We start from the raw sequence: 26,566 nt of genomic DNA, 5'->3' as shown, positions 1-26,566 counted from the left end.
CTCCACCGGCAGGACCCGCGCTAGGAGGGCCTTCGCTGAAGGTCCTCCTCCAGCGGATCCGGTTCCCTTATCTGCGCCCGCAGTTCCTCGGCGACCGCCGCGACATCCGCGCGGCCCAGCTTCGCGGCCTCCACCAGGTCGCCGAGGACCTCGGGCGACGGCAGCTGCTTGGCCCCCGCCACCCGCAGGTACGAGCGGGTGGCGGCGGCCGCGTAGAACTCGTTCATCGGCGATTCCAGCGCCGGGCACACCGCGAGCGTGTGCAGGAACGCCGCCGCCCGCCACGCGGTGTCCGGGGCGGGCTGTTCGGGCACCATCACCAGGTCGTTCTGGTGCCGGGCCACGGCGGCGACCACTCCGGAGGGGTCCCACACGGCGGGATCGGACGGGAGATGGTGGGCCAGAGCGGTCCAGGCCCACTCCATGGTGATCTTCAATTGCCGAACCGCTCCTGGAAGTAGCCCCAGTGGTCGGCGAACTCCTCGATGCCGGAGAGGAACGTCTTGCGGTCCTCGTCCAGTTCGCGTTCGGTGACCTCGGTGATCAGCGCGGTGACCGTCGTGCCCAGCGCCGCCGCGCGCGCCTTGAGGCGTTCATGGAACTCTTCGTCCAGGCGGATGGTGACGTGTCTCGACATGCCCTTCACGGTACGGCACGCGAGGCGGGCCGGGACATGGTCCCGGCCCGCCTCGGCGTTCGTGAGACAGCCGGCCCGGCCGGGCCGGCCGCCGGCTACTTGTTGGCGTCGGCCGTCTTCACCAGCGCGTCCTTGGTGACGGCGCCGACGTAGACCTTGCCGTCGTCGGTGATCAGGGCGTTGACCAGCCGGGTCGAGAAGACGCGGCCCTCGCCGAACTTCCCGGAGACCTTGTCCCCGAGGGAGTTCAGGAACTGCTTGGCCTCCTTCGGCGCGTTCTTGTCGTTCTCGATGTCCTTCAGGCCCTTGCCGGTGCCCGAGTCGATCCGCGCGACCGTGGCCCAGCCCTCGCCGAGGACCTTCACCTCGCCCTTGCCGTCCATGCCGGCGCCGCCGGTCAGGCCGCCCAGGCCCGGCAGCGACTCCAGGCCCTTGAGAGCGCCCTTGCCGTCCATGCCGTCCTTGCCGTGGAAGCCCTTGCCGTCCTTGCCGAGGTGCTCCGGGCCGCCGCCCTCGTTCACCTTGGCGCCCTTGGGCGGGGTGAAGTCGAAGGTCTTCGCGGCCGGGGCGGCGAACTCCACCTTGGTGAAGCCCGCGTCCACGATCGGCTTGCCGCCCTGGCTGGAGAGCAGCTGGAAGCGCAGCGGCACGCCGTTCTTGGCGTCGACCGCGATCTGGATCGAGCCGACCGTCGAACCGGCCTGCTTGGGCTTGAGGACCAGCTGGTACGCGTCCCGGCCGGCCACCTGCGCGGTGTCGCCGACGCTGACGTCGGTGGTGGTGCCCGCAGCCTTCAGGGCCTCCTCGGCGAGCTCCTTGGGCGTGGCGGGCAGCCGGTCGGCCGTCTTGCGCTCCTTGCCCTTGCCCTCGCCCTGCGGCGCGCCGTGGCCCTTCTCGTGGAAGACCTCGTTGGACTTGCTGTCGTAGCCCCACAGGTCGTCGCCGTTGTGGATGAGGCTGTACTCGTCCTTGCCGTCGAGGAAGGTCAGCTTCTGCTTGTCCGGGCCGTCGGCGGCGACCTGGAAGGTGTGCGTGCCGCTGGCGAGCTGGGTGATCTTCTCCTCCGGGCTGGCGGAGCCGCCGGTGACCCCGCCGCCGCCCAGCAGCCCGGAGGCCAGCGACGGCAGGCCCAGGTCGGTGCTGATCTTCGCGGTGCCGGACAGCTGCTGCACCTCCGAGCCGGCGATCTTCTCGATGAGCTGCTGCGCCGTGACCTTCGGCAGGTCCGGGCCGCCGGCGTTGGCGAAGGCCGGGACCATCGCCACCGTCGCCGCGGCCACGCCGGCCACCGCGACCGGCACGGCGTACCGAGCGGCCTTGCGAGACGTCTTCGTGTTCCCTGCCATGTCAGTGACCTGCCCTCTGTGTCTACGGCGGCGATCCCCGTGTCGCCACGCTCACCCGATCCGGTGGGTGGCGTACATCCATATGACCAAAGGGAGGGCCTTCGCGGCGTCAGCCCCCGGAGCCAACTGCGCGTACGACCGTGGGATGACACGGAACGGGCCGCCCGCCCCCATCCCGTAGGGGTCGGACGGCCCGTGCCGAACCGGAAGGGGGCCCCGGCGAGGGGTCCCGGGAAGGCGTCAGCCCGCGCGGTGGACCACCGCGTCGCACAGCTCCTCCAGTGCCGCCTTGGCGAAGCACTCGGGCAGCGGCGCCAGCGTGGCGCGCGCGTCCTGCGCGTAGCGGATGGTGTCGCGGCGGGCCTGCTCCAGCGCCGGGTGGACCCGCAGCCTGGCCAGGACCTCGGCGTGCCGGCCGTCGTCGGTGAGGTCGCCGTCCAGGAGGCGGACGAGGTCCAGGTCCTCCGCCAGGCCCTCGCGGGCGGCCTTCTCGCGCAGCAGCAGCACCGGCAGCGTGGGGATGCCCTCGCGCAGGTCGGTGCCGGGGGTCTTGCCGGACTCGTGGCTGTCGGAGGCGATGTCCAGGACGTCGTCCGCCAGCTGGAAGGCGGTGCCCAGGCGCTCGCCGTACTGCGTGAGGATGTCGACGGTCGCCTCGTCCGCGCCGGACATCAGCGCGCCGAAGCGGCCGGAGACGGCGATCAGCGAGCCGGTCTTGCCGGCGATGACGTCGAGGTAGTGGGCGACGGGGTCGCGGCCGTCGCGCGGGCCGGCCGTCTCCAGGATCTGGCCGGTGACCAGCCGTTCGAAGGCCTCGGCCTGGATGCGTACGGCCTCCGGGCCGAGGTCGGCCAGGATGTGCGAGGCGCGGGCGAAGAGGAAGTCACCCGTCAGGACGGCGACGGAGTTGCCCCAGCGGGTGTTGGCGCTGGCCACCCCGCGCCGGACGTTCGCCTCGTCCATGACGTCGTCGTGGTAGAGGGTGGCGAGGTGGGTCAGCTCCACGACCACGGCGGAGGGGACGATCCCGGGCGCGTACGGGTCCCCGAACCGCGAGGCGAGCATGACCAGCAGCGGCCGGAACCGCTTGCCGCCCGCCCGCACCAGGTGCTGCGCGGCCTCGGTGATGAAGGGGACTTCGCTCTTGGTGGCCTCCAGCAGACCCGCCTCGACGGCGGCAAGTCCCGCCTGGACATCGGTCTCGAGAGCCTGGTCCCGCACGCTCAGTCCGAACGGCCCGACGACGGTCACGAGGGGTACTCCTGTCTGCTGACGATCACGCTGACGATCACCTGGATTGTCGATGTGTCGCTGCCATCACTCAAGCCAGCGTATCCCGTCCGTTTTCGATCACCGAGAGCGCCTGTCCGGTCTCCGCACGCGCACCGCCCGAAGGGCCCCGGTATGTTCGAGTGGAGCCGATAACGACCGGAGATTGTGTTTTGTCCAAAACTGTTCCTGACCGAGACGAGCCGGTGGACCCGGAGTTCGACACTCCGCCGGCCCGCGACGACCATGCCTTCCTCGGCCACCCCCGGGGGCTGGCCACCCTGTCCGGGCTGGAGGTCTGGGAGCGTTTCTCGTTCCTGGGCATGCAGGCGATCCTCGTCCTCTACTTCGCGGACTCCGTGGCCGACGGCGGCCTGGGGATGAGCCCGGCGACCGCCGCCTCCGTCTCGGCGGCGTACGCAACCATGGTCTACCTCGTCTCCGTCGCCGGCGGATGGCTCGCCGACCGGATCCTCGGTTCCTACCGGGCCGTTCTGTGGGGCGGCGTCCTCATCGCCTGCGGCCACTACCTGATGGCCGTCCCGGCCACCGCGGCGACCTGGGGCGGCCTCGGCCTGATCAGCGCGGGCACCGGCCTGCTCAAGCCCAACGTCGCCAGCATGGTCGGCAAGCTCTACCGCACGGACGACGACCGCCGCGACGCCGGCTTCGCCCTCTACTACATGGGCATCAACATCGGCGCGTTCGCCGGCCCGCTGGTCACCGGCTGGCTGGGCGAGCACCGGGGCTGGCACTGGGGGTTCTCGGCCGCCGCGATCGGCATGACCGCCGGCCTCGTCCAGTACGTGCTCGGCCGCCGCCACCTGGCCGGGCGCAAGCACTCCGCCGAGTTCCCCCTCGCACCGGACGCCATGCGGCGCGCCGTACGGCTGATCGTGACCGGACTGGTCGCCCTGGCCGCGCTCTGCGTGCTGCTGGCCGCCGCCGGATGGCTGACCATGGCCCGGTTCGTCGACGTCCTCACCCTCGTCTCGGTGATCGCCCCGGTCGTCTACTTCACGGTGATGTTCCGCAGCCCACGGGTGACACCCGCCGAGCGCGGCCGGCTGCGCCCGTACGGGGTGCTCTTCCTGGCCTCGGTCGCCTTCAACTTCATCCTCTTCCAGGCGTACTCGACGATGATGCTGCTCGCGTCGACCAACGCCCGCACCACCCTCCTCGGCTTCGACTTCCCGGCCGGCTGGTACGCCTCGGCGCTCGGCGCGTTCGAGGTGGCGCTGGCGCCGGTGGTGGCGGCCCTGTGGGCCCGGATGGGGCACCGGCAGCCGCACGCCTCCAACAAGATCGCGATCGGCGTGATCCTGGGCGGCCTGTCGTTCCTGCTGATGGTCGTGCCCACCTCCGGCCACGCCGACGACACGTACACGATCGCCGCCTGGTGGATCGTCGGCTCGTACCTGCTGCTCGGCCTCGGCGACGTCCTGCTGGAGACCTCCGGGATGTCCGCGACCAGCAAGCTCGCGCCCAAGGCGTTCGGCAGCCAGACGATGGCCCTGTGGTTCCTGTCGCTGGCGCTCGCCAACGGCATCCAGGCCCAGGTCGTCAAGATCTACGGGACGGTCCCCGACCCCGTGTACTTCGGCCTGAACGGCGCCGTCGCGGTGGCCGCCGGCCTGGCCGTGATCGCGCTCGCGCCGTGGCTGCGGCGCACGATGCACCCCGTCCACTGAGGCCGATCGGACTGCCGATGAACATCGTCAAGGAGTTCCCCCACGCGACGGCCCACGAGGACGTCCGCATCCCGCTGCGCGACGGGACCCGGCTCTACGCCCGGATCTGGCGGCCGGTCACGGACGAGCCGGTTCCGGCGCTGCTGGAGTACCTGCCCTACCGGCTCACCGACTGGACCGCGCCGCGCGACGCCCAGCGCCACCCCTGGTACGCCGGCCACGGCTACGCCTCGGTCCGGGTGGACGTGCGCGGGCACGGCAACAGCGGCGGCCGGGTGGGCGACGAGTACGACGCCCGTGAACTCGCCGACGGGGTCGAGGTCGTGGAGTGGCTGGCCGCGCAGCCGTGGTGCACCGGGTCGGTCGGCATGTTCGGGATCTCGTGGGGCGGCTTCAACTCCCTCCAGATCGCCGCGCTCGCGCCCGGACCGCTGAAGGCGGTCGTCACGGTGTGCTCCTCGGACGACCGCTACGACAACGACGTGCACTACATGGGCGGCTCGGTGCTGGCCGTGGACATGCACGCGTGGGCGGCGACCATGCTGGCCTTCGCCTCCCGCCCGCCCGACCCGGAGTTCGTGGGCGAGGGCTGGCGGGACGCGTGGCTGGCGCGGCTGGAGTCGGTGGAGCCGCCGGTCCACACCTGGCTCGCGCACCAGACCCGCGACGACTACTGGCGCCACGGCAGCGTCTGCGAGGACTACGGGGCGGTGCGCGCGGCCGTCCTGGCGGTCGGCGGCTGGCACGACCCGTACCGGGACACGGTGCTGCGGCTGGTCGAGCACCTGCCCGAGGGGCGGGTGCGCGGGCTGATCGGGCCGTGGTCGCACCAGTACCCGGACCGCGGGCTGCCGCCGGGCCCGGCGATCGGCTTCCTCCAGGAGACGCTGCGGTGGTGGGACCACTGGCTCAAGGGGGTGGACAACGGCGTCATGGACGAGCCGCTGCTGCGGTCGTGGATCTCGCGGTCGCACCGCCCGGCGACGACGTACGCCGAGCTGCCGGGGCGCTGGGTCGCGGACCCCGCCTGGCCCTCCCCCGCGGTGACTCCCGTGACGTACGCCCTCCAGGGCGCCCCCGTGCAGGTCGCCTCCCCGCAGCACACGGGCCTGGACGCGGGGCGGTTCTTCCCCTTCGGCAACGACGCCGACCTGCCGCCGGACCAGCGCGAGGAGGACGCGAAGTCGGCGTGCTTCGAGTTCCCCGTCCCGGCCGCGGGGCCGGTGGAGATCCTGGGCCGCCCGCGCGTGGCCCTGCGGCTGCGCCTGGACGTGCCCTACGGGCAGGTGATCGCCCGGCTGTGCGACGTGGCCCCGGACGGCTCCTCCACCCTGGTCACGCGGGGCGCCCTCAACCTCTCCGCCCGGCACGGCCGGGACCGGGCCGAGCCGTGGCCGGCGGGCGCGTACGAGGACGTGGCCCTGGAGCTGAACGGCATCGGGCACGCCTTCCCGCCGGGCCACCGGATCCGGCTGGCGCTGTCCTCGGCGTACTGGCCGTGGATCTGGCCGCGGGCCGGCTCGGAGGCGGGCTGGACGCTGGACCCGGCCTCCAGCGCGCTGACCCTGCCGGTGCGCGAGCCGCGGGAGGCGGACGCCGCGGTCGCCTTCGAGGCCCCCGAGCAGGCCGAACCGCTGGGCGTGGTGGTCCCGGAGACCCTGGACGAGCCGCGCCCGGAACGGCTGGTGGTGCGGGACGTGGCGCGCGGCACCTGGCGGCTGGAGGTGGACCCGCGCTACGGCGGCACGCGGGTCTACCCGGACGGGCTGGAGTTCACCGAGGACGCGCTGGAGGTGTACGAGATCCAGGAGGACGACGCGCTGTCGGCCCGGACCCGCTCGGACTGGCGGATCCGGCTGCACCGGCCGGAGCGGGGCTGGGACGCGCGGATCGAGACCCGCTCGGAGATCACGTGCGATGCGGGGGGCTTCCTGACGTCGAACGAGGTGGTGTGCCGGGACGGGGACGAGGTGGTCTTCCACCGCACGTGGGAACGCCGGCTGCCGCGGGCCGCGGGCTGACGCTCGCCCCGGCGGCGCCGAACGGTGCCCGGTGGGCCACGTTTCGGGGGCTCCGCCCCCGTGCCCCCGCGCCTCAAACGCCGGCGGGGCTGGGTTGGTGCCCGGCGGCGCTGGAAGGCTGCCCCACGTCGGCTGGATGGGGCCCGGCGTCAGCCGTAGAGGCGTTCCAGGACCACCGCGATGCCGTCCTCCTCGTTGGACAGGGTCACCTCGTCCGCCACCGCCCGCAGTTCGCGGTGCGCGTTCGCCATCGCCACCCCGTGCGCCGACCACGCGAACATCGGGATGTCGTTGGGCATGTCGCCGAACGCGATCGTCCCCGACGCCGAGACGCCGAGGACCTCCGCCGCCCGCGCCAGACCGCTCGCCTTGTCGATGCCGGGCGGCTGGAGCTCGACCGTGTGCTCCCCGGCCATCGTCACGTTCACCAGGTGCCCGACCACCGACCGCGCCACCCGCGTCAACTCGTCGTCGTCCAGCTCGGGATGCTGGAGCAGCACCTTGTTGATCGGCGCCGCCCACAGGTCCGTGCGCTGCCGCACCCGCACCGTCGCCAGGTGCGGACGCGGCATCCGGTACCCCGGTCCCATGAGCATCTCCACGTCCACCCCCTCCCGGTTCACGGCCACGTACACCTCGCCGATCTCGGCCTCGATCTTGCCGAGCGCCACCTCCGCCAGCTCCCGGTCCAGGGGGACGGAGTGCAGCACACGGCCGCGCGCCGCGTCGTACACCTGCGCGCCCTGCCCGCACACCACGAGCCCCCGGTACCCCAGCCCGTAGAGCACGTGCCGCACCTGCGGAACGGGGCGTCCGGTCACGATGATGTGCTGGGCGCCGGCGGCGCGCGCCGTCGCGAGAGCCGCGTACGAGCGGGGCGAGACCGTGTCACCGGCGCGCAGCAGAGTCCCGTCCAGGTCGGTGGCGATCAAGGTGTAGGGGAGGGCGGAAGTCACCCGGCCAAGGATACGGACCCCGTTGGACAAGTCCTACAAATAGCGCCCCAATCCGGCCTCCCGCACGCCCCACCCGCCACGTAACGTGTCGTCCCACACTGTGACACCGTTGACCAAGCCGCCGGGCCATCCCCGGACCACGTCGGAAGCGAGGCAGTACCCCATGCCCCAGCAGAGCCCCCTCGATGTCCCCGAGGGCGACCCGTTCGGGCCGCACAACCTCCCCTACGGCGTCTTCAGCACCGCGGACGAGCCGCGGCGCCGCATCGGCGTGCGCATCGGCGGGCACGTGCTCGACGCCGGGGCCGTCGCCGTCTCGCTCGGCTCCCCCTACGCCGGCGTGCTGCTGCACCCCAGCCTCAACCCGCTCCTGGCCGCCGGCCGCACCACCTGGCACGACGTACGCCGCGCGCTGACCGCGTGGGTCACCGACCCCGGTCACCGCGAGACGGTCGAGGCGCACCTGCTGCCGCTGGACGAGGTCACCCTGCACCTGCCGTACGAGGTCGCCGACTACGTCGACTTCTACGCCAGCGAGCACCACGCCACCAACGTGGGCCGGATGTTCCGGCCCGACGGCGACCCGCTGACCCCCAACTGGAAGCACCTGCCCATCGGTTACCACGGCCGCTCGGGCACGATCGTGGTCTCCGGGACCGATGTCGTACGGCCCTCCGGCCAGCGCAAGGCCCCCGCCGACGCCGCCCCCGTCTTCGGGCCGTCCGTCAAGCTCGACATCGAGGCCGAGGTCGGCTTCGTCGTCGGCGCCCCCTCCGAGCAGGGCCGGCCCGTCTCCCTGGGCGAGTACCGCGACCACGTCTTCGGGCTGTTCCTGCTCAACGACTGGTCGGCGCGCGACATCCAGGCCTGGGAGTACGTGCCGCTCGGCCCGTTCCTCGGCAAGTCCTTCGCCACCTCCGTCTCGGCCTGGGTGACGCCGCTGGAGGCCCTCGACGCGGCCCGCGTCGCGACCCCGGCCCGCGACTTCCCGCTGCTGCCCTACCTCGACGACTCCGGCGCCGAGGAGCCCGGCGGCTACGACCTGCACATCACGGTGTCGATCAACGGGCAGGAGGTGGCCCGGCCGCCGTTCTCCACCATGTACTGGAGCGCCGCCCAGCAGCTGGCCCACATGACCGTCAACGGCGCCTCGCTGCGCACCGGCGACGTCTTCGGCTCCGGCACGGTCAGCGGCCCGGAGGTCGGCCAGCGCGGCTCGCTGCTGGAGCTGACCTGGAACGGCCGCGACGCCATCGAACTCGCCGACGGCAAGCGCACCTTCCTGGAGGACGGCGACGAGGTCACCCTCACCGCCTGGGCCCCCGGCCCCGACGGCGTCCGCGTGGGCCTCGGCGAGGTCACCGGCCGCATCGTGGGCGCCCCGTAGGACACCCGGCGGGCGGCGGGGCGGCGGACGACACCGCCGCCCCGCCCCCGTTCGGCGGCGTACCGCGTGCGCCCCGCCGGGCCGGGCCGGGATGGTGGACGGACGAATGGACAGCGGGAACCCGTACCCCGTACCCCCATCGCGAGGAGCCGCCACCATGCCCGTACGCCGTCCGAAGACCGTCAGGACCGCCCTGGCCTGCGCGGCCGCCGTCTCACTCGGCCTGCCCACCGTGGCCCCGGCCGCCGCGGTCGAGGGGCCCGCGCCCGACCCGCGCAACGCCAAGGCCATGCGGGACATGGCGACGGCGATCCGGGCCACGGCCAAGTACGCGGACGAACGGCTGGCGATCAAGGACGGGTACGTTCCGCACGGCCAGGCCTGCATGAACAACCCGTTCGGGGCGGGCGCCATGGGCTACCACTACGTCAAGCAGGCCAACTGGGGCTCCACGGACCCCAGCAGGCCCACCGCGCTCCTCTACAGCTACGAAAAGGACAGCCGGGGCCGCCGCAAGCTCCAGACCGTGGAGTGGATGGCCACCGACCGGGACCAGGACCTGAAGACCGCCGACGACCGCCCGAGCATGTTCGGGCTCCCCTTCGACGGGCCCATGCCGGGCCACTGGAAGGGCATGCCCAGGCACTACGACCTGCACATGTGGGCGTACAAGGAGAACCCGGCGGGCCGCTTCCACAACTGGAACACGGGGATGACCTGCCCCCTGAAGGCCCCCACCCCACCGGCCCCGGGGCACGCCCATTAGTCCGGGCCCGCCGGTGCAGTCAAGTGTCATGCGCATATGACTCACCCATAAGGACGGTGTTCCGCGGATCCCCGGCGCTACGCTGGACACACTCGTGAGAATCCGCCGTATGGGAGCACTACCGATGAGCGTCGATCCCGAGATCCCCGAGCAGGAGCTCGAGCTCCGCTGGCCGATTCCCCCCGAGGGCGGCTGGACCGCTGACGACCTGGACCGGCTTCCGAACCTGCCTCCGCACACGGAGCTGATCGACGGGAGCCTGGTCTTCGTGAGTCCGCAGAGCATCTTTCACGAGCGCACGATCGACTTCCTGAAATGGCAGTTGTTGTCGCTGGCGCCGGCCGACCTGGAGGTGTTCCGCGAGTTCACCATCGACATCGATGACGGCAACCGGCCAGAACCGGACATCGTCGTCGTCTCGGTGGAGGCGGTGGAAACCGGCGACCAGACACGGTTTCCTGCGGCCTCGGTGCGGCTTGCGATCGAGGTCGTATCACCCGATTCGGTCGGCCGCGACCGAGAGACCAAGCCCCTCAAGTACGCCCGCGCCGGGATTCCCCACTTCTGGCGTGTGGAGAACAAGGGCGAGTGCGATCCCGTCGTCTATGTCTACGAAGTCGACCCTGCTACGGAGCAGTACGTCGCCACCGGGATCTTCCACGACCGCCTGAAGGTGTCCGTGCCCTTCCCCATCGATCTCGACCTCACCAAGGTCACCCCGCGCCGCCGCACCGCCGAGTAGACCCGCACACGGCCAAGGGCCCGGCTCCCCCGAGGGAGCCGGGCCCTTGGCCGTACCGGGACCGAGTCAGCGGACGAAGACGCTCGCCTGGCCCGCCAGGTCCAGGAAGTACTGCGGGAACAGGCCCAGCACCACCGTCACCGCCACGCCCACCGCGATCGTCGTCATCGTCAGCGGGGAGGGGACCGCCACCGTCGGGCCGTCGGCCTTCGGCTCGCTGAAGAACATCAGCACGATCACGCGGATGTAGAAGAACGCCGCGATCGCCGACGAGATGACACCGACCACGACCAGCACGCCCGCCCCGCCCGCGGCCGCCGCCGAGAACACCGCGAACTTGCCGGAGAAGCCCGACGTCAGCGGGATGCCGGCGAAGGCCAGCAGGAACACCGCGAACACCGCCGCCGTCAGCGGCGAGCGCCGGCCCAGGCCCGCCCACTTGGACAGGTGCGTGGCCTCGCCGCCCGCGTCGCGCACCAGCGTGACCACGGCGAACGCTCCGATCGTCACGAACGAGTACGCCACCAGGTAGAACAGCACCGAGGAGACGCCCTCCTCCGACGTCGCGATCACACCGGCCAGGATGAAGCCCGCGTGCGCGATCGAGGAGTACGCCAGCAGCCGCTTCACATCGGTCTGGGTGACCGCGATGACCGCGCCCGCCAGCATCGTGACGATCGCGACGCCCCACATCACCGGCCGCCAGTCCCAGCGCAGGCCCGGCAGGACCACGTACAGCAGCCGCAGCAGCGCGCCGAACGCGGCCACCTTCGTCGCCGCCGCCATGAAGCCGGTGACGGGCGTGGGGGCGCCCTGGTAGACGTCCGGGGTCCACATGTGGAAGGGGACCGCGCCCACCTTGAACAGCAGGCCCGTCAGGATCAGCGCGCCGCCGATCAGCAGCAGCGCGTCGTTGCCCATGGTCGCGGCCAGCGCCGGGTCGATCTGGGTGACGGTGCCGTCCACCACGTCGGCGATCGCGGCGTACGAGACGGAGCCCGCGTAGCCGTAGACGAGCGCGATGCCGAAGAGCAGGAACGCCGACGAGAACGCGCCGAGCAGGAAGTACTTCACCGCGGCCTCCTGCGACATCAGCCGCTGGCGGCGGGCGACGGCGCAGAGCAGGTACAGCGGCAGCGAGAAGACCTCCAGGGCCACGAACAGCGTCAGCAGGTCGTTGGCCGCCGGGAAGATCAGCATGCCGGCGACCGCGAACAGCGCCAGCGGGAAGACCTCGGTGGTGGTGAAGCCCGCCCGGACGGCGGCCTTCTCGCTGTCGCTGCCCGGTACGGACGCCGCCTGCGCGGCGAACGAGTCGACCCGGTTGCCGTGCGCCTTCGGGTCCAGGCGCCGTTCGGCGAAGGTGAAGACCGCGACGACCGAGGCCAGCAGGATCGTGCCCTGGAGGAACAGCGCCGGCCCGTCCACCGCGATCGCGCCCATCGCCGCGACGTGCGCCTTGCCCGAGCCGTAGCCGGCCCCGGCGAGGGCCACCACCGCCGCGAAGGCCGAGGCCAGTGCGGCGAAGGCCAGGAAGACCTGGACGTAGTAGCGGGACCTGCGCGGGACGAACGCCTCGACGAGGATGCCGACGATCGCCGCGCCCACCACGATCAGCGTGGGCGCGAGCTGGGCGTACTCGATGTGCGGGGCAGGGATCTTGTCGATCGGGTCGGCGGCGGCCAGGCTCCACAGCCCTGCCGCGCCCTGGACTGCTGTCGTGCTCACTTGGCCGCCTCCACCTCAGGAGCAGGGTCCTTCTGCTTCACGTCCGACAGGGTGTACTGCACCGCCGGGTTCACGATGTCCGTCAGCGGCTTGGGGTACACGCCCAGCCCGATCAGCAGCACGATCAGCGGTGTGACCACGAGCATCTCCCGCAGGCGCAGGTCCTTCATGGGGCGGACCTCCTCCGTCACGGGGCCGGTCATCGTGCGCTGGTAGAGCACCAGCGTGTACAGCGCGGCCAGCACGATGCCGAAGGTGGCGATGATGCCGACGACCGGGTACCGGGCGAACGTGCCGACCAGGACCAGGAATTCGCTGACGAAGGGCGCCAGGCCCGGCAGCGACAGGGTGGCCAGGCCACCGATCAGGAAGGTGCCGGCCAGCACCGGGGCCACCTTCTGCACACCGCCGTAGTCGGCGATGAGCCGCGAGCCGCGCCGCGAGATCAGGAAGCCGGCGACCAGCATCAGGGCCGCCGTCGACAGACCGTGGTTGACCATGTAGAGCGTCGCGCCGGACTGCCCCTGGGAGGTCATCGCGAAGATGCCGAGGATGATGAAGCCGAAGTGCGAGATCGAGGCGTACGCGACCAGCCGCTTGATGTCCCGCTGCCCGACCGCGACCAGCGCGCCGTAGACGATGCTGATCAGGGCCAGGACGAGGATGACCGGCGTCGCCCACTGGCTGGCGTCGGGGAACAGCCCGAGGCAGAAGCGGAGCATCGCGAAGGTGCCGACCTTGTCGACCACCGCGGTGATCAGGACGGCGACCGGGGCGGTGGCCTCCCCCATCGCGTTGGGCAGCCAGGTGTGCAGCGGCCACAGCGGGGCCTTGACGGCGAAGGCGAAGAAGAACCCGAGGAAGAGCAGCCGCTCGGTGTTGGTGGCCATGTCGAGCTTGCCGGCCGCGCGCGCGTCGGTGATCTCGACGAGCGAGAAGTTCCCGGCGACCACGTACAGGCCGATGACCGCGGCCAGCATGATCAGGCCGCCGACCAGGTTGTAGAGGAGGAACTTCACGGCCGCGTAGCTGCGCTGCGCGGCGGCGTTCTCGTCGGACCCCTGGTGGGCGCGGTCCCCGAAGCCACCGATGAGGAAGTACATCGGGATGAGCATGGCTTCGAAGAAGATGTAGAAGAGGAAGACGTCGGTCGCGGCGAAGGACATGACGACCATCGCCTCGACCATCAGGATCAGGGCGAAGAAGCCCTGCGTCGGCCGCCACCGCTTGGACGAGGTTTCCAGAGGATCGGCGTCGTGCCAGCCGGCCCCGATCACGAACGGGATCAGCAGCGCGGTCAGCGCGATCAGCGCCACCCCGATGCCGTCGACGCCCAGTTCGTAGCGGACCCCGAAGGCCGGGATCCACGCGTGCGACTCGGTGAGCTGGTAGCGGGCACCGCCCGGTTCGAAGCGGACCGCGACGAGCACGGCCAGGGCCAGCGTCGCCAGCGAGAAGAGCAGCGCGAGCCACTTGGCGGCGGTCCGGCGGGCGGCCGGGACGGCCGCCGTGAGGATCGCGCCGACCGCGGGCAGCGCGGCCGTGGCCGTCAGAAGCGGGAAGTTCATGTCACACCGCCCTCATCAGCAGGGTCGCGGCGATGAGGATCGCCGTGCCCCCGAACATCGAGACCGCGTACGAGCGGGCGTAGCCGTTCTGCAGCTTGCGCAGCCGGCCCGAGAGTCCGCCGACGCCGGCGGCCGTCCCGTTGACCGCGCCGTCGACGAGGCTGTGGTCGACGTAGACCAGGGAGCGGGTCAGGTGCTCGCCGCCGCGCACCAGCACGACGTGGTTGAAGTCGTCCTGGAGCAGGTCGCGCCGGGCGGCGCGGGTCAGCAGCGAGCCGCGCGGGGCGAGGACGGGGACGGGCCTGCGGCCGTACATCGCCCAGGCGATGGCGACGCCGATCACCAGGGTCACCATGGTGGCGCCGGTGACGACGGCCGCGCTGACCGGCGGGTGGCCGTGCTCGTAGCCGGTGACGGGCTCCAGCCAGTTCAGGAACCGGTCGCCGATCGCGAAGAACCCGCCGGCGAAGACCGACCCGAAGGCCAGCACGATCATCGGGAGGGTCATGGACTTCGGGGACTCGTGCGGGTGCGGGTCGTGGCCGTTCTCGTCCGGCTGCCAGCGCTTCTCGCCGAAGAACGTCATCAGCATCACGCGGGTCATGTAGAACGCGGTGATCGCCGCGCCCAGCAGGGCCACACCGCCCAGGATCCAGCCCTCGGTGCCGCCCTTCGCGAAGGCCGCCTCGATGATCTTGTCCTTGGAGAAGAAGCCCGACAGGCCCGGGAAGCCGATGATCGCCAGGTAGCCGAGGCCGAACGTGACGAAGGTGATCGGCATGTACCTGCGCAGGCCGCCGTACCTGCGCATGTCCACCTCGTCGTTCATCCCGTGCATCACGGAACCCGCGCCGAGGAAGAGGCCGGCCTTGAAGAAGCCGTGCGTGACCAGGTGCATGATCGCGAAGACGTAGCCGATCGGACCCAGGCCCGCGGCCAGGATCATGTAGCCGATCTGCGACATCGTCGAGCCGGCGAGCGCCTTCTTGATGTCGTCCTTCGCACAACCGACGATCGCACCGAAGAGCAGCGTCACCGCGCCCACGATGGTCACCACCAGCTGCGCGTCCGGAGCGGCGTTGAAGATCGCGCCCGAGCGCACGATCAGGTACACGCCCGCGGTCACCATGGTGGCCGCGTGGATCAGGGCCGAGACCGGGGTCGGGCCCTCCATCGCGTCACCGAGCCAGGACTGCAGCGGCACCTGGGCGGACTTTCCGCAAGCCGCCAGCAGCAGCATCAGGCCGATCGCGGTCAGCGTGCCCTCGCCCGTCTCACCGACCGAGGAGAGCACGGGGCCGAAGGCGAAGGTCCCGAACGTCGTGAACATCACCATGATCGCGATCGACAGGCCCATGTCGCCGACCCGGTTGACCAGGAAGGCCTTCTTCGCGGCGGTCGCCGCGCTGGGCTTGTGCTGCCAGAAGCCGATGAGCAGGTACGAGGCGAGGCCCACGCCCTCCCAGCCGACGTACAGCAGCAGGTAGTTGTCGGCGAGGACCAGCAGCAGCATCGCCGCGAGGAAGAGGTTCAGATAACCGAAGAAGCGGCGCCGGCGCTCGTCGTGCTCCATGTACCCGATCGAGTACACGTGGATCAGCGAGCCCACGCCCGAGATCAGCAGGACGAAGGTCATCGACAGCTGGTCGAGCTGGAAGGCGACGTCCGCCTGGAAGCCCTCGACGGGGATCCAGGTGTACAGGCTCTGCGTCAGGGTCCGGTCGTCGGCACTGCGGCCCAGCATGTCCGCGAAGAGCACCGCACCGATCACGAAGGAGACGGCGGCCAGCACGGTGCCGATCCAGTGGCCGGTGCGGTCCAGGCGGCGGCCGCCGCACAGCAGCACCACCGCTCCCAGCAGGGGCGCCGCCACCAGCAGCGCAATCAAGTTCTCCACTGTGTACGCCCCTTACAGCTTCATCAGGCTGGCGTCGTCGACCGAGGCCGAGTGGCGGGTACGGAACAGCGACACGATGATCGCCAGGCCCACCACGACCTCCGCGGCGGCGACGACCATCGTGAAGAAGGCGATGATCTGCCCGTCGAGGTTGCCGTGCATCCGGGAGAAGGTGACGAACGCGAGGTTGCAGGCATTGAGCATCAGCTCGATGCACATGAACAGCACGATCGCGTTCCGCCGGATCAGCACGCCGGCCGCGCCGATGGTGAACAGCAGGGCCGACAGGTACAGGTAGTTGACCGGATTCACTGCGAGGCCTCCTCACGCGCGTCCCGGCCCAGGCGCTCGGCCGAGGCCTGCTCCAGGGCCTTCAGGTCGTCCAGCGCCTTGCCGGAGACGTCGCGGATCTGGCCGCGGTCGCGCAGGGTCTTGTTGACGGTCAGCTCGGACGGGGTGCCGTCGGGGAGCAGACCGGGCACGTCCACCGCGTTGTGCCGGGCGTACACGCCGGGCGCGGGCAGCGGCGGGAGCTGGACGCCCTCGCGCACGCGCCGCTCGGCCAGCTCGCGCTGGGTGGCGGCCCGCTCGGTGCGCTCGCGGTGGGTGAGCACCATCGCGCCGACGGCGGCCGTGATCAGCAGCGCGCCGGTGATCTCGAAGGCGAAGACGTACTTGGTGAAGATCAGTGCGGCCAGGCCCTCCACGTGCCCGGCGGAGTTGATCCGGCCGAGTCCGTTGAACTGGGTGAGCCCGGCCTGGGCGAGACCGGCGATCAGCAGGACGCCGAAGCCGAGCGCGCACAGCAGGGCGAGCCAGCGCTGCCCCTTGAGGGTCTCCTTGAGGGAGTCGGCGGCCGTGACACCGACGAGCATGACCACGAAGAGGAAGAGCATCATGATCGCGCCGGTGTAGACGATGATCTGGACGACGCCCAGGAAGTAGGCGCCGTTGGCGAGGTAGAACACCGCCAGGATGATCATCGTTCCGGCCAGGCACAGGGCGCTGTGGACGGCCTTCTTCATCAGGATCGTGCACAGCGCGCCGATGACGGCGATCGTGCCGAGCACCCAGAACTGCACGGCCTCGCCGGTCGAGGCGGCAGCGGCGAGCACGCCGTTCACGCGCCCACCTCCCCGTTGCCCGACCCGGCCCGTACGGCGTCGTTCTGCGCGGCATCGCTCTGCGCGGCGTCGCTCTGCGCGGCGTCGCTCTGCGCGGCGTCGCTCTGCGCGGCGTCGCTCTGCGCGGCGTCGGCCTGCTCGCCCTTGGAGACGGCCACCTGCCGGGTCGTCCCCGGCGCCGCGCCCGTGACCAGACCCCGGTAGTAGTCCTGGTCGTCCGTCCCCGGGTACATCGCGTGCGGGGCCTCGACCATGCCCTCCGTCAGCCCGGCGAGCAGCTGCTCCTTGGTGTAGATGAGCGACTCGCGGCTGGCGTCGGCCAGTTCGAACTGGTTCGTCATGGTCAGCGCCCGGGTGGGGCACGCCTCGACGCACAGCCCGCACAGGATGCAGCGGGCGTAGTTGATCTGGTAGACGCGGCCGTAGCGCTCGCCCGGGGAGTAGCGCTCCTCCTCGGTGTTGTCCGCGCCCTCCACGTAGATCGCGTCGGCGGGACAGGCCCAGGCGCACAGCTCGCACCCGATGCACTTCTCCAGACCGTCCGGATGACGGTTGAGCTGGTGCCGTCCGTGGAAGCGCGGAGCGGTGGTCTTGTGCTCCTCCGGGTACTGCTCGGTGAGCCGCTTCTTGAACATGGCCTTGAAGGTCACGCCGAAGCCGGCCACCGGGTTCTGCCACTTCTCGTCAGCGTCAGACATGTCCAGCACCCTCCTCTCGGTCACTGTCGGAATTCGTCCCGCCGGCGACCAGCTCCCGCTCGGAGCGGGGCCGTCGGCGCGGTACGGGAGCCAGGTGCTGGCCGGGCTTGGGCGGGACCGGGAAGCCGCCCGCCATCGGGTCGAAGGGCTCGGCCTCGGCGGCCTTGCCGGCCCGGTCCGCGGCCGCCTTCTCCTTGCGGTCGCGGAAGAGGTCCACGACCAGGGAGAGCAGGAGGACGGCGACCACACCGCCGCCGACGTACAGGACGATCTCGCTGAAGTCGTAGCTCTCGTTGCGCAGCGCCCGGACGGTCGCCACCAGCATCAGCCAGACCACCGAGACCGGGATCAGCACCTTCCAGCCGAGCTTCATCAGCTGGTCGTAGCGGACGCGCGGCAGCGTGCCGCGCAGCCAGATGAAGAAGAACAGCAGCAGCTGGACCTTGATGACGAACCAGAGCAGCGGCCACCAGCCGTGGTTGGCGCCCTCCCAGAAGGCACTGATCGGGTACGGGGCCCGCCAGCCGCCGAGGAAGAGGGTGACCGAGACCGCCGAGACGGTGACCATGTTGACGTACTCGGCCAGCATGAACATCGCGAACTTGATCGAGGAGTACTCGGTGTTGAAGCCGCCGACGAGGTCGCCCTCGGACTCCGGCATGTCGAAGGGGGCGCGGTTGGTCTCACCGACCATCGTGACGACGTAGATGATGAAGGAGACCGGCAGCAGCACGATGAACCAGCGGTCGGCCTGTGCCTCGACGATCGCGGAGGTGGACATCGAGCCGGAGTAGAGGAACACCGACGCGAAGGCCGCGCCCATCGCGATCTCGTAGCTGATCATCTGCGCGCAGGAGCGGAGCCCGCCGAGCAGCGGGTACGTCGATCCGGACGACCAGCCGGCGAGCACGATGCCGTAGACGCCGACCGAGGCCACCGCGAGGATGTAGAGCATCGCGATCGGCAGGTCGGTCAGCTGCATGGTGGTGCGCTGCCCGAAGATCGACACCTCGTCGCCGGGCGGCCCGAAGGGGATCACGGCGATCGCCATGAAGGCCGGGATCGCGGCGACGATCGGGGCCAGGACGTAGACCACCTTGTCGGCCCGCTTGACGACGATGTCTTCCTTCAGCATCAGCTTGACGCCGTCGGCGAGGGACTGCAGGAAGCCCCAGGGGCCGTGCCGGTTGGGCCCGATGCGCAGCTGCATCCAGGCGACCACCTTGCGCTCCCACACGATGGAGAAGAGCACGGTGACCATCAGGAACGCGAAGCAGAAGACGGCCTTGACGACCACGAGCCACCAGGGGTCACGGCCGAACAGCGACAGGTCCTCGGCCGCGAGGACGTGCGGCTGCGCCGCGAACTGGGCGAGGTGGATCACGCTCGCACCTCCCGTGCGGGGGCCGGGACGGTGCCCGGCCGAAGGACGTGGGTACGGGGCCGCGGGCCTGCGGCCGCCGTGGGCGCGGCGGCGGTCACGACGCCACCTCCGCGTCCGCGCCGGCCGGGCCCTCGGGGCCGGCGGGGCCGATCCGGACCAGCGTTCCGACGTGGGCGCCGGTGTCGGCGCGCACGCCGTGGCCCCGGGAGTTCAGGGGGAGCCAGACGACGCGGTCGGGCATCTCGGTGATCTGGAGCGGGAGGACGACCGTGCCCGAGGGGCCGGTGACGGCGAGCGAGTCGCCGTCCTTGACACCGGTCTCGGCGGCCGTGGCGGCCGACAGGCGGGCGGTGGCCGCGTGCCGGGTGCCGGCCAGCGCGTCGTCGCCCTCCTGGAGCCGGCCGAGGTCCAGCAGCAGCCGGTGGCCGGCCAGCACCGCCTCGCCGGCGGCCGGGCGCGGCAGCGGCCGGGTCTGCGCGGCGGCCTCGGTGGCGCGGTCGCCGGTCCACGGGCCGAGCCGGTCGAGCTCGCGGCGCACCGCGTGCACGTCGGGCAGCGCGAGCGGGTGGTCGGCGGCGTCGGCCAGCATGTGCAGCACCCGCAGGTCGGACGGGGCCAGCCGGCGGGTCATCATGTCGGGCTTGAGGGCGGCCTCGAAGGGGCGCACCCGGCCTTCCCAGTTGATGAACGCGCCCGGCTTCTCGGCGACGGCCGCGACCGGCAGGACCACGTCCGCGTGGGCCGTGACCTCGCTCGGGCGCAGTTCCAGGCAGACCACGAAGGCCTCCTTGAGCGCCTGCCGGGCCCGCTCCGGGTCGGGCAGGTCCGTGACCTCGACACCGCCGACCAGCAGTGCGCCGAGTTCGCCGGTGGCCGCGGCCTCGACGATCTGGCCGGTGTCGCGGCCGTAGCGGTGCGGCAGGCCCGGCAGGCCCCACACGGCCGCCACCTCGTCGCGGGCCCGCGGGTCGGTCGCGGGCCGGGCACCGGGCAGCAGGGAGGGCAGCGCGCCCGCCTCGACCGCCGCCCGTTCGCCGGCCCGGCGCGGGATCCACACCAGAGCGGCGCCGGTCGCGGCGGCCGCCCCGACGGCGGCGGTCAGCCCGCCGGGCACGCCCGCCAGCCGCTCGCCGACGACGATGACAGCGCCGGGGGCGCGCAGCGCCTCGGCCGCCTCGGCCCCGCCCTGCTCCAGGCCGGTGCGCGAGGCCAGCGCGGCCAGCCACTCCGGCTCGGTGCCGGGGGCGGCGGCCAGCAGCCGGCCGCCCGCCTTCTCCAGGCCGCGGGTCGCGAACGGCGCCAGCGCGTACGTCTGCTGCCTGTGCTTGCGGTGGGCCTTGCGCAGCCGCAGGAAGACCCCGGGGGCCTCCTCCTCCGCCTCGATGCCGACGAGCAGGACGGCCGGGGCCGCCTCCAGCTCCGTGTACGTGACGCCCCCGCCGCCGAGGTCCACGCCGCGGCCGGCGACAGTCGCGGCCAGGAAGTCGGCCTCCTCGGCGCTGTGCACGCGCGCCCGGAAGTCGATGTCGTTGGTGTCGAGCACGACGCGCGCGAACTTGGCGTACGCGTAGGCGTCCTCGACGGTGAGCCGGCCGCCGGTGAGCACGCCCGCCCGGCCGCGCGCGCCGGTCAGGCCCGCCGCGGCCGCGGCCAGGGCGTCCGGCCAGCTCGCCTCCTTCAGCACCCCGTCCGCGTCCCGCACCAGCGGGGTCGTCAGCCGGTCCGGGCGCTGCGCGTAGCGGAACGCGAAGCGGCCCTTGTCGCAGATCCACTCCTCGTTGACCTCGGGGTCCTCCGCGGCCAGGCGGCGCAGCACCTTGCCCCGGCGGTGGTCGGTGCGGGTGGCGCAGCCGCCGGCGCACTGCTCGCACACGCTCGGGGAGGAGACGAGGTCGAAGGGGCGGGAGCGGAACCGGTAGGCGGCCGAGGTGAGCGCGCCGACCGGGCAGATCTGGATGGTGTTGCCGGAGAAGTACGACTCGAACGGGTCGCCCTCGCCGGTGCCGACCTGCTGGAGCGCGCCGCGCTCCAGGAGCTCGATCATCGGGTCGCCGGCGACCTGGTTGGAGAAGCGGGTGCAGCGCGCGCACAGCACGCACCGCTCGCGGTCCAGGAGCACCTGGGTGGAGATCGGCACGGGCTTCTCGTACGTGCGCTTGCGGCCCTCGAAGCGGGAGTCGGCGTTGCCGTGCGACATCGCCTGGTTCTGCAGCGGGCACTCGCCGCCCTTGTCGCAGACCGGGCAGTCCAGCGGGTGGTTGATGAGCAGCAGCTCCATCACGCCGCGCTGGGCCTTGTCGGCGACCGGGGAGGTCGCCTGCGTCTTGACCACCATGCCGTCGGTGCAGGTGATGGTGCACGACGCCATCGGCTTGCGCTGGCCCTCCACCTCGACGATGCACTGCCGGCAGGCGCCGACCGGGTCGAGGAGCGGGTGGTCGCAGAACCGGGGGATCTCCACGCCGATCTGCTCGGCGGCCCGGATGACCAGCGTGCCCTTGGGCACGGACAGCTCGACGCCGTCGATCGTCAGGGAGACCTGGTCCTCTGCCGGGGCGGTCATGCGGTCACCTCCGTGGCCGTGTCGGCCCAGAGGGTCGACTTCCTGGGGTCGAAGGGGCAGCCCTTGCCCGTGATGTGCTGCTCGTACTCGTCGCGGAAGTACTTCAGCGAGGAGAAGATCGGGCTGGCCGCGCCGTCGCCGAGCGCGCAGAAGGACTTGCCGTTGATGTTGTCGGCGATGTCGTTCAGCTTGTCGAGGTCGGCAAGGGTGCCGGCCCCGCTTTCGATGGCACGCAGCAACTGGACCAGCCAGTACGTGCCTTCGCGGCACGGCGTGCACTTGCCGCAGGACTCGTGGGCGTAGAACTCCGTCCAGCGGGTGACGGCCCGCACCACGCAGGTCGTCTCGTCGAAGCACTGGAGCGCCTTGGTGCCCAGCATCGAGCCGGCCGCGCCGACGCCCTCGTAGTCCAGCGGCACGTCGAGGTGCTCGTCGGTGAACATCGGCGTGGAGGAGCCGCCCGGGGTCCAGAACTTCAGCCGGTGCCCGGGCCGCATCCCGCCGCTCATGTCGAGCAGCTGGCGCAGGGTGATGCCGAGCGGGGCCTCGTACTGGCCGGGGCCGGCGACGTGGCCCGAGAGCGAGTAGAGCGTGAAGCCCGGGGACTTCTCCGTCCCCATCGCCTTGAACCACTCCTTGCCCTTGTGGAGGATCGCGGGAACCGAGGCGATCGACTCGACGTTGTTGACGACAGTGGGGCAGGCGTAGAGGCCTTCCACCGCGGGGAAGGGGGGGCGCAGCCGGGGCTGTCCGCGCCGGCCTTCGAGCGAGTCGAGGAGAGCGGTCTCCTCACCGCAGATGTACGCGCCCGCGCCCGCGTGCACCGTCAGTTCGAGATCGAGACCGCTGCCCAGGATGTCGCGGCCGAGGTAGCCGGCTTCGTACGCCTCGCGCACCGCCTCGTGCAGGCGTCGCAGCACCGGCACGACCTCGCCGCGCAGGTAGATGAAGGCGTGCTGCGAGCGGATCGCGTAGCAGGCGATGACGATGCCCTCGATGAGGGAGTGCGGATTGGCGAAGAGGAGGGGGATGTCCTTGCAGGTTCCCGGCTCGGATTCGTCGGCGTTGACGACGAGGTAGTGCGGCTTGCCGTCGCCCTGCGGAATGAACTGCCATTTCATTCCGGTGGGGAAGCCCGCGCCGCCGCGTCCGCGCAGACCCGAGTCCTTCACGTACGCGATCAGGTCGTCCGGCGACATCGCGAGCGCCTTGCGCAGGCCCTCGTAGCCCTCGTGGCGCCGGTAGGTCTCCAGCGTCCACGAACGGGGGTCGTCCCAGAAGGCCGACAGCACGGGGGCGAGCAGCTTGTCCGGGCTGCTGCCTCCCCCCGCCTCCGGCTGGGAGGTGCCCCCCTGACTTTCCTTGGCCGACACCGACATCACTCCCCTCCTTCTGCCGCGGTCTCACCACGCGGGTGGACGATCTTGTGTTGCTCCGGGGACTCGCCGCGCGCGATGCGCAGACCGATCAGGGAGGCGGGGCCGGCGCCGCCGGAGGCCTCGACCGCGCCCTCGCGCTGGTCGGGGAACCCGGCCAGGATCCGGGCGGTCTCCTTGTACGTGCACAGCGGCGCGCCGCGCGTCGGCGCGACCTCGCGGCCGGCGATCAGGTCGTCGACCAGGGCCTTGGCGGACTCGGGGGTCTGGTTGTCGAAGAACTCCCAGTTGACCATCACCACGGGGGCGAAGTCGCAGGCCGCGTTGCACTCGATGTGCTCCAGCGTGACCTTGCCGTCGGCGGTGGTCTCGTTGTTGCCGACGCCGAGGTGCGCCTTGAGCTCGTCGAAGATGGCGTCGCCGCCCATCACCGCGCACAGGGTGTTCGTACAGACGCCCACCTGGTAGTCGCCCGACGGCTTGCGCCGGTACATCGTGTAGAAGGTCGCCACCGCCGTGACCTCGGCGGTGGTCAGGCCCAGCACCTCGGCGCAGAAGCGGATGCCGGTGCGCGAGACGTAGCCCTCGTGCGACTGCGTCAGGTGCAGCAGCGGCAGCAGCGCGGAGCGGCTGTCGGGGTAGCGGGCGATGATGTCCGCCGCGTCGGATTCGAGCCGCGCGCGGACGTCCGCCGGGAAGTCGGGGGCGGGCAGCTGGGGCATGCCCAGCGCGACCCCTTTGTTCGAAGGACTGGCGGTCATCGGTCGACGCCTCCCATCACGGGGTCGATGGAGGCGACGGCGACGATGACGTCGGCGACCTGGCCGCCCTCGCACATCGCGGCCATGGCCTGCAGGTTGGTGAAGGACGGGTCGCGGAAGTGGACCCGGTAGGGGCGGGTGCCGCCGTCGGAGACGACGTGGACGCCGAGCTCGCCCTTGGGGGACTCGACGGCCGCGTACACCTGGCCGGGCGGGACCCGGAAGCCCTCGGTCACCAGCTTGAAGTGGTGGATGAGGGCCTCCATGGAGGTGCCCATGATGTTCTTGATGTGGTCGAGCGAGTTGCCGAGCCCGTCGGGGCCCATGGCCAGCTGCGCCGGCCAGGCGATCTTCTTGTCGGCGACCATGACCGGGCCCGGCTCCAGCCGGTCCAGGCACTGCTCCACGATGCGCAGCGACTGGCGCATCTCCTCCAGGCGGATCAGGAACCGTCCGTAGGAGTCGCAGGTCTCGGTGGTCGGGACGTCGAAGTCGTAGGTCTCGTAGCCGCAGTACGGGTCGGTCTTGCGCAGGTCGTGCGGCAGGCCGGCGGAGCGCAGGATCGGCCCGGTGGCGCCGAGCGCGAGGCAGCCGGTCAGGTCGAGGTGGCCGACGTCCTGCATACGGGCCTTGAAGATCGGGTTGCCGGTGGCGAGCTTGTCGTACTCCGGCAGGTTCTTCTTCATGGTCTTCACGAAGTCGCGGAGCTGGTCGACGGCGCCCGGGGGCAGGTCCTGGGCGAGTCCGCCGGGGCGGATGAACGCGTGGTTCATGCGCAGGCCGGTGATCAGCTCGTAGATGTCGAGAATGAGTTCACGATCACGGAACCCGTAGATCATGATCGTGGTGGCGCCCAGCTCCATGCCGCCGGTGGCGATGCACACCAGGTGCGAGGAGAGCCGGTTGAGCTCCATCAGCAGCACGCGGATGACGGTGGCGCGGTCGGGGATCTGGTCGGTGATGCCGAGCAGCTTCTCGACGCCCAGGCAGTACGCGGCCTCGTTGAAGAACGGGGTCAGGTAGTCCATGCGCGTCACGAAGGTGGTGCCCTGCGTCCAGTTGCGGAATTCGAGGTTCTTCTCGATTCCGGTGTGCAGGTAGCCGATGCCGCAGCGGGCCTCGGTGACCGTCTCGCCGTCGATCTCCAGGATCAGGCGGAGCACTCCGTGGGTGGACGGGTGCTGGGGACCCATGTTGACGACGATCCGCTCGTCGTCGGCCTTGGCGGCGGACTGGACGATCTCGTCCCAGTCGCCGCCGGTGACGGTGTAGACGGTGCCCTCGGTGGTCTCGCGGGAGGACGCGTGGTGCGATGCGTTCCGGGTGTTCATCAGCTGTACGACCTCCGCTGGTCGGGAGCCGGGATCTGGGCGCCCTTGTACTCGACGGGAATGCCGCCGAGCGGGTAGTCCTTGCGCTGCGGGAAGCCCTGCCAGTCGTCCGGCATCATGATCCGGGTGAGGGCCGGGTGCCCGTCGAAGATCAGGCCGAAGAAGTCGTACGCCTCGCGCTCGTGCCAGTCGTTGGTCGGGTAGACGGGGACGAGCGACGGGATGTGCGGGTCGGCGTCGGGGGCCGTGACCTCCAGCCGGATCAGCCGGCCGTGGGTGAGCGAGCGCAGGTGGTAGACCGCGTGCAGTTCCCGCCCCTTGTCCCCGGGGAAGTGCACGCCGGAGACGCCGGTGCACAGCTCGAAGCGCAGCGCCGGGTCGTCACGCAGGGTGCGTGCCACCTGTACGAGGTGTTCGCGGGCGATGTGGAAGGTGATCTCGCCGCGGTCGACGACCGTCTTGTCGATGGCGTTCTCGGGGACGAGGCCCTGTTCCTCCAGGGCGCCCTCCAGCTCGTCGGCGACCTCGTCGAAATAGGAGCCGTAGGGGCGCGGGGAGGCGCCGGGCAGGGTGACCGCTTGGACCAGGCCGCCGTAGCCGCTGGTGTCGCCGCCCCGGGTGGCGCCGAACATGCCGGTGCGGACGGCGATGACCTCGGGCCCGTCCTGGGCGCGCGGGGCCGGAACGCCGTTCCCGTTCCCGTTCCCGTTGCCGTTCCCGTCGCCGCTGCCGTTCCCGTTCCGCGGCTCGTGGGTCTCGCTCATCGGAGCAGCCCCTTCATTTCGATGGTGGGGAGTGCCTTCAGGGCCGCCTCCTCCGCCTCGCGGGCCGCTTCCTCCTGGTTCACACCGAGCTTGGAGCTCTGGATCTTCTGGTGGAGCTTGAGGATGGCGTCCAGCAGCATCTCGGGGCGCGGCGGGCAGCCGGGGAGGTAGATGTCGACCGGGACGATGTGGTCGACGCCCTGGACGATCGCGTAGTTGTTGAACATGCCGCCCGAGGAGGCGCACACGCCCATCGAGATGACCCACTTGGGAGCGGGCATCTGGTCGTAGACCTGACGCAGCACCGGCGCCATCTTCTGGCTGACCCGCCCCGCCACGATCATCAGATCGGCCTGGCGGGGCGAGCCGCGGAAGACCTCCATGCCGAAGCGGGCCAGGTCGTAGCGGCCCGCACCCGTCGTCATCATCTCGATGGCGCAGCAGGCCAGGCCGAAGGTGGCGGGGAAGACGGATGCCTTGCGCACCCAGCCCGCGGCCTGTTCGACGGTGGTCAGCAGAAAGCCGCTCGGCAGCTTCTCTTCCAGTCCCATGGAAAA

The 26,566-nt window shown here is 71.2% G+C and carries 23 protein-coding genes; 5 read left to right on the top strand and 18 right to left on the bottom strand.

Going from position 1 to position 26,566, the window contains the following annotated elements:
* Positions 1–20: 20 nt before the first annotated feature.
* From ACZ6KO_RS13905 to ACZ6KO_RS13890, 4 genes are all read right to left on the bottom strand, one after another.
* The gene (locus tag ACZ6KO_RS13905; protein WP_469304234.1) at positions 21–437 is read right to left on the bottom strand and encodes a hypothetical protein; all 417 of its coding nucleotides are present in this window, start codon (positions 435–437) and stop codon (positions 21–23) included.
* The gene (locus ACZ6KO_RS13900) at positions 434–637 is read right to left on the bottom strand and encodes a hypothetical protein (RefSeq protein ID WP_234333790.1); all 204 of its coding nucleotides are present in this window, start codon (positions 635–637) and stop codon (positions 434–436) included. Before ACZ6KO_RS13900 ends, ACZ6KO_RS13905 begins: the two co-directional genes overlap by 4 nt.
* Before the next feature lie 95 nt (positions 638–732).
* Positions 733–1,983, bottom strand: coding sequence for a LolA family protein (locus tag ACZ6KO_RS13895; RefSeq protein WP_469304233.1), 1,251 nt, complete (start codon positions 1,981–1,983; stop codon positions 733–735).
* A 240-nt stretch (positions 1,984–2,223) separates the two neighbouring features.
* Positions 2,224–3,234: a polyprenyl synthetase family protein gene (locus ACZ6KO_RS13890; protein WP_469304232.1), complete on the bottom strand. Its 1,011-nt coding sequence runs from the start codon at positions 3,232–3,234 to the stop codon at positions 2,224–2,226.
* 224 nt (positions 3,235–3,458) lie between these two features.
* On the opposite strand from ACZ6KO_RS13890, the gene ACZ6KO_RS13885 reads away from it, so the two are divergent.
* Positions 3,459–4,943, top strand: a complete 1,485-nt coding sequence (locus ACZ6KO_RS13885; RefSeq protein ID WP_469304231.1) for a peptide MFS transporter — start codon at positions 3,459–3,461, stop codon at positions 4,941–4,943.
* 17 nt (positions 4,944–4,960) lie between these two features.
* Positions 4,961–6,964, top strand: coding sequence for a CocE/NonD family hydrolase (locus ACZ6KO_RS13880; RefSeq protein ID WP_469304230.1), 2,004 nt, complete (start codon positions 4,961–4,963; stop codon positions 6,962–6,964).
* A 149-nt stretch (positions 6,965–7,113) separates the two neighbouring features.
* Here the strand turns inward: ACZ6KO_RS13880 and ACZ6KO_RS13875 are convergent, their stop codons facing one another.
* Positions 7,114–7,920, bottom strand: a complete 807-nt coding sequence (locus ACZ6KO_RS13875) for an HAD family hydrolase (protein ID WP_469304229.1) — start codon at positions 7,918–7,920, stop codon at positions 7,114–7,116.
* Between the two features lie 163 nt (positions 7,921–8,083).
* Here ACZ6KO_RS13875 and fahA point away from each other — a divergent pair, with 163 nt between their 5' ends.
* The 3 genes from fahA (at position 8,084) to ACZ6KO_RS13860 (ending at position 10,815) form a co-directional block, all read left to right on the top strand.
* On the top strand, positions 8,084–9,307 hold the full coding sequence (gene fahA, locus ACZ6KO_RS13870) for a fumarylacetoacetase (protein ID WP_469304228.1): 1,224 nt from the start codon (positions 8,084–8,086) through the stop codon (positions 9,305–9,307).
* 157 nt (positions 9,308–9,464) lie between these two features.
* On the top strand, positions 9,465–10,073 hold the full coding sequence (locus ACZ6KO_RS13865) for a hypothetical protein (RefSeq protein ID WP_469304227.1): 609 nt from the start codon (positions 9,465–9,467) through the stop codon (positions 10,071–10,073).
* A gap of 124 nt (positions 10,074–10,197) precedes the next feature.
* Positions 10,198–10,815: a Uma2 family endonuclease gene (locus ACZ6KO_RS13860; RefSeq protein WP_469304226.1), complete on the top strand. Its 618-nt coding sequence runs from the start codon at positions 10,198–10,200 to the stop codon at positions 10,813–10,815.
* Positions 10,816–10,881: 66 nt separating this feature from the next.
* Here the strand turns inward: ACZ6KO_RS13860 and nuoN are convergent, their stop codons facing one another.
* The 13 genes from nuoN to ACZ6KO_RS13795 all read right to left on the bottom strand — a co-directional run bounded on the left by nuoN (position 10,882) and on the right by ACZ6KO_RS13795 (position 26,560).
* Positions 10,882–12,510: an NADH-quinone oxidoreductase subunit NuoN gene (nuoN, locus tag ACZ6KO_RS13855; RefSeq protein ID WP_469304967.1), complete on the bottom strand. Its 1,629-nt coding sequence runs from the start codon at positions 12,508–12,510 to the stop codon at positions 10,882–10,884.
* A gap of 29 nt (positions 12,511–12,539) precedes the next feature.
* The gene (locus ACZ6KO_RS13850; protein WP_469304225.1) at positions 12,540–14,111 is read right to left on the bottom strand and encodes an NADH-quinone oxidoreductase subunit M; all 1,572 of its coding nucleotides are present in this window, start codon (positions 14,109–14,111) and stop codon (positions 12,540–12,542) included.
* A gap of 1 nt (position 14,112) precedes the next feature.
* Positions 14,113–16,008 carry an NADH-quinone oxidoreductase subunit L gene (gene nuoL, locus ACZ6KO_RS13845; protein ID WP_469304224.1) on the bottom strand — a complete coding sequence of 632 codons (1,896 nt, stop codon included), beginning with the start codon at positions 16,006–16,008 and terminating at the stop codon, positions 14,113–14,115.
* A 12-nt stretch (positions 16,009–16,020) separates the two neighbouring features.
* Positions 16,021–16,320: an NADH-quinone oxidoreductase subunit NuoK gene (gene nuoK / locus ACZ6KO_RS13840; protein ID WP_401452223.1), complete on the bottom strand. Its 300-nt coding sequence runs from the start codon at positions 16,318–16,320 to the stop codon at positions 16,021–16,023.
* Positions 16,317–17,132: an NADH-quinone oxidoreductase subunit J gene (locus tag ACZ6KO_RS13835; RefSeq protein WP_469304223.1), complete on the bottom strand. Its 816-nt coding sequence runs from the start codon at positions 17,130–17,132 to the stop codon at positions 16,317–16,319. Before ACZ6KO_RS13835 ends, nuoK begins: the two co-directional genes overlap by 4 nt.
* Positions 17,129–17,830: an NADH-quinone oxidoreductase subunit NuoI gene (nuoI, locus tag ACZ6KO_RS13830; RefSeq protein WP_469304222.1), complete on the bottom strand. Its 702-nt coding sequence runs from the start codon at positions 17,828–17,830 to the stop codon at positions 17,129–17,131. The genes ACZ6KO_RS13835 and nuoI overlap by 4 nt, the downstream gene beginning before the upstream one ends.
* Positions 17,823–19,214: an NADH-quinone oxidoreductase subunit NuoH gene (gene nuoH, locus ACZ6KO_RS13825; protein WP_469304221.1), complete on the bottom strand. Its 1,392-nt coding sequence runs from the start codon at positions 19,212–19,214 to the stop codon at positions 17,823–17,825. Before nuoH ends, nuoI begins: the two co-directional genes overlap by 8 nt.
* Before the next feature lie 94 nt (positions 19,215–19,308).
* The gene (locus ACZ6KO_RS13820) at positions 19,309–21,777 is read right to left on the bottom strand and encodes an NADH-quinone oxidoreductase subunit G (RefSeq protein ID WP_469304220.1); all 2,469 of its coding nucleotides are present in this window, start codon (positions 21,775–21,777) and stop codon (positions 19,309–19,311) included.
* Positions 21,774–23,156: an NADH-quinone oxidoreductase subunit NuoF gene (gene nuoF / locus ACZ6KO_RS13815; RefSeq protein WP_469304219.1), complete on the bottom strand. Its 1,383-nt coding sequence runs from the start codon at positions 23,154–23,156 to the stop codon at positions 21,774–21,776. Before nuoF ends, ACZ6KO_RS13820 begins: the two co-directional genes overlap by 4 nt.
* On the bottom strand, positions 23,156–23,914 hold the full coding sequence (gene nuoE / locus ACZ6KO_RS13810) for an NADH-quinone oxidoreductase subunit NuoE (RefSeq protein WP_469304218.1): 759 nt from the start codon (positions 23,912–23,914) through the stop codon (positions 23,156–23,158). Before nuoE ends, nuoF begins: the two co-directional genes overlap by 1 nt.
* Positions 23,911–25,245 (bottom strand): NADH-quinone oxidoreductase subunit D, encoded by a 1,335-nt coding sequence (locus ACZ6KO_RS13805; protein ID WP_469304215.1) that lies wholly within the window; start codon positions 25,243–25,245, stop codon positions 23,911–23,913. The genes nuoE and ACZ6KO_RS13805 overlap by 4 nt, the downstream gene beginning before the upstream one ends.
* Complete coding sequence (locus tag ACZ6KO_RS13800; protein ID WP_469304213.1) at positions 25,245–26,009, bottom strand: NADH-quinone oxidoreductase subunit C; 765 nt, start codon at positions 26,007–26,009, stop codon at positions 25,245–25,247. Before ACZ6KO_RS13800 ends, ACZ6KO_RS13805 begins: the two co-directional genes overlap by 1 nt.
* Positions 26,006–26,560: a NuoB/complex I 20 kDa subunit family protein gene (locus ACZ6KO_RS13795; RefSeq protein WP_401452205.1), complete on the bottom strand. Its 555-nt coding sequence runs from the start codon at positions 26,558–26,560 to the stop codon at positions 26,006–26,008. Before ACZ6KO_RS13795 ends, ACZ6KO_RS13800 begins: the two co-directional genes overlap by 4 nt.
* Positions 26,561–26,566: the final 6 nt, after the last annotated feature.

Source organism: Streptomyces sp. NPDC042102, assembly GCF_055582305.1.
The sequence above is the reverse complement of the archived record's forward strand: the minus strand, read 5'-3'. Positions and strand labels throughout refer to the sequence as shown.

Coding starts and splice junctions, on each gene's coding strand:
- ACZ6KO_RS13900 (WP_234333790.1), bottom strand. CDS start 637: ATGTCGAGACACGTCACCATCCGCCTGGACGAAGAGTTCCATGAACGC.
- ACZ6KO_RS13895 (WP_469304233.1), bottom strand. CDS start 1,983: ATGGCAGGGAACACGAAGACGTCTCGCAAGGCCGCTCGGTACGCCGTG.
- ACZ6KO_RS13880 (WP_469304230.1), top strand. CDS start 4,961: ATGAACATCGTCAAGGAGTTCCCCCACGCGACGGCCCACGAGGACGTC.
- fahA (WP_469304228.1), top strand. CDS start 8,084: ATGCCCCAGCAGAGCCCCCTCGATGTCCCCGAGGGCGACCCGTTCGGG.
- ACZ6KO_RS13865 (WP_469304227.1), top strand. CDS start 9,465: ATGCCCGTACGCCGTCCGAAGACCGTCAGGACCGCCCTGGCCTGCGCG.
- ACZ6KO_RS13860 (WP_469304226.1), top strand. CDS start 10,198: ATGAGCGTCGATCCCGAGATCCCCGAGCAGGAGCTCGAGCTCCGCTGG.
- ACZ6KO_RS13850 (WP_469304225.1), bottom strand. CDS start 14,111: ATGAACTTCCCGCTTCTGACGGCCACGGCCGCGCTGCCCGCGGTCGGC.
- nuoI (WP_469304222.1), bottom strand. CDS start 17,830: ATGTCTGACGCTGACGAGAAGTGGCAGAACCCGGTGGCCGGCTTCGGC.
- ACZ6KO_RS13820 (WP_469304220.1), bottom strand. CDS start 21,777: ATGACCGCCCCGGCAGAGGACCAGGTCTCCCTGACGATCGACGGCGTC.
- nuoF (WP_469304219.1), bottom strand. CDS start 23,156: ATGTCGGTGTCGGCCAAGGAAAGTCAGGGGGGCACCTCCCAGCCGGAG.
- nuoE (WP_469304218.1), bottom strand. CDS start 23,914: ATGACCGCCAGTCCTTCGAACAAAGGGGTCGCGCTGGGCATGCCCCAG.
- ACZ6KO_RS13805 (WP_469304215.1), bottom strand. CDS start 25,245: ATGAACACCCGGAACGCATCGCACCACGCGTCCTCCCGCGAGACCACC.
- ACZ6KO_RS13800 (WP_469304213.1), bottom strand. CDS start 26,009: ATGAGCGAGACCCACGAGCCGCGGAACGGGAACGGCAGCGGCGACGGG.
- ACZ6KO_RS13795 (WP_401452205.1), bottom strand. CDS start 26,560: ATGGGACTGGAAGAGAAGCTGCCGAGCGGCTTTCTGCTGACCACCGTC.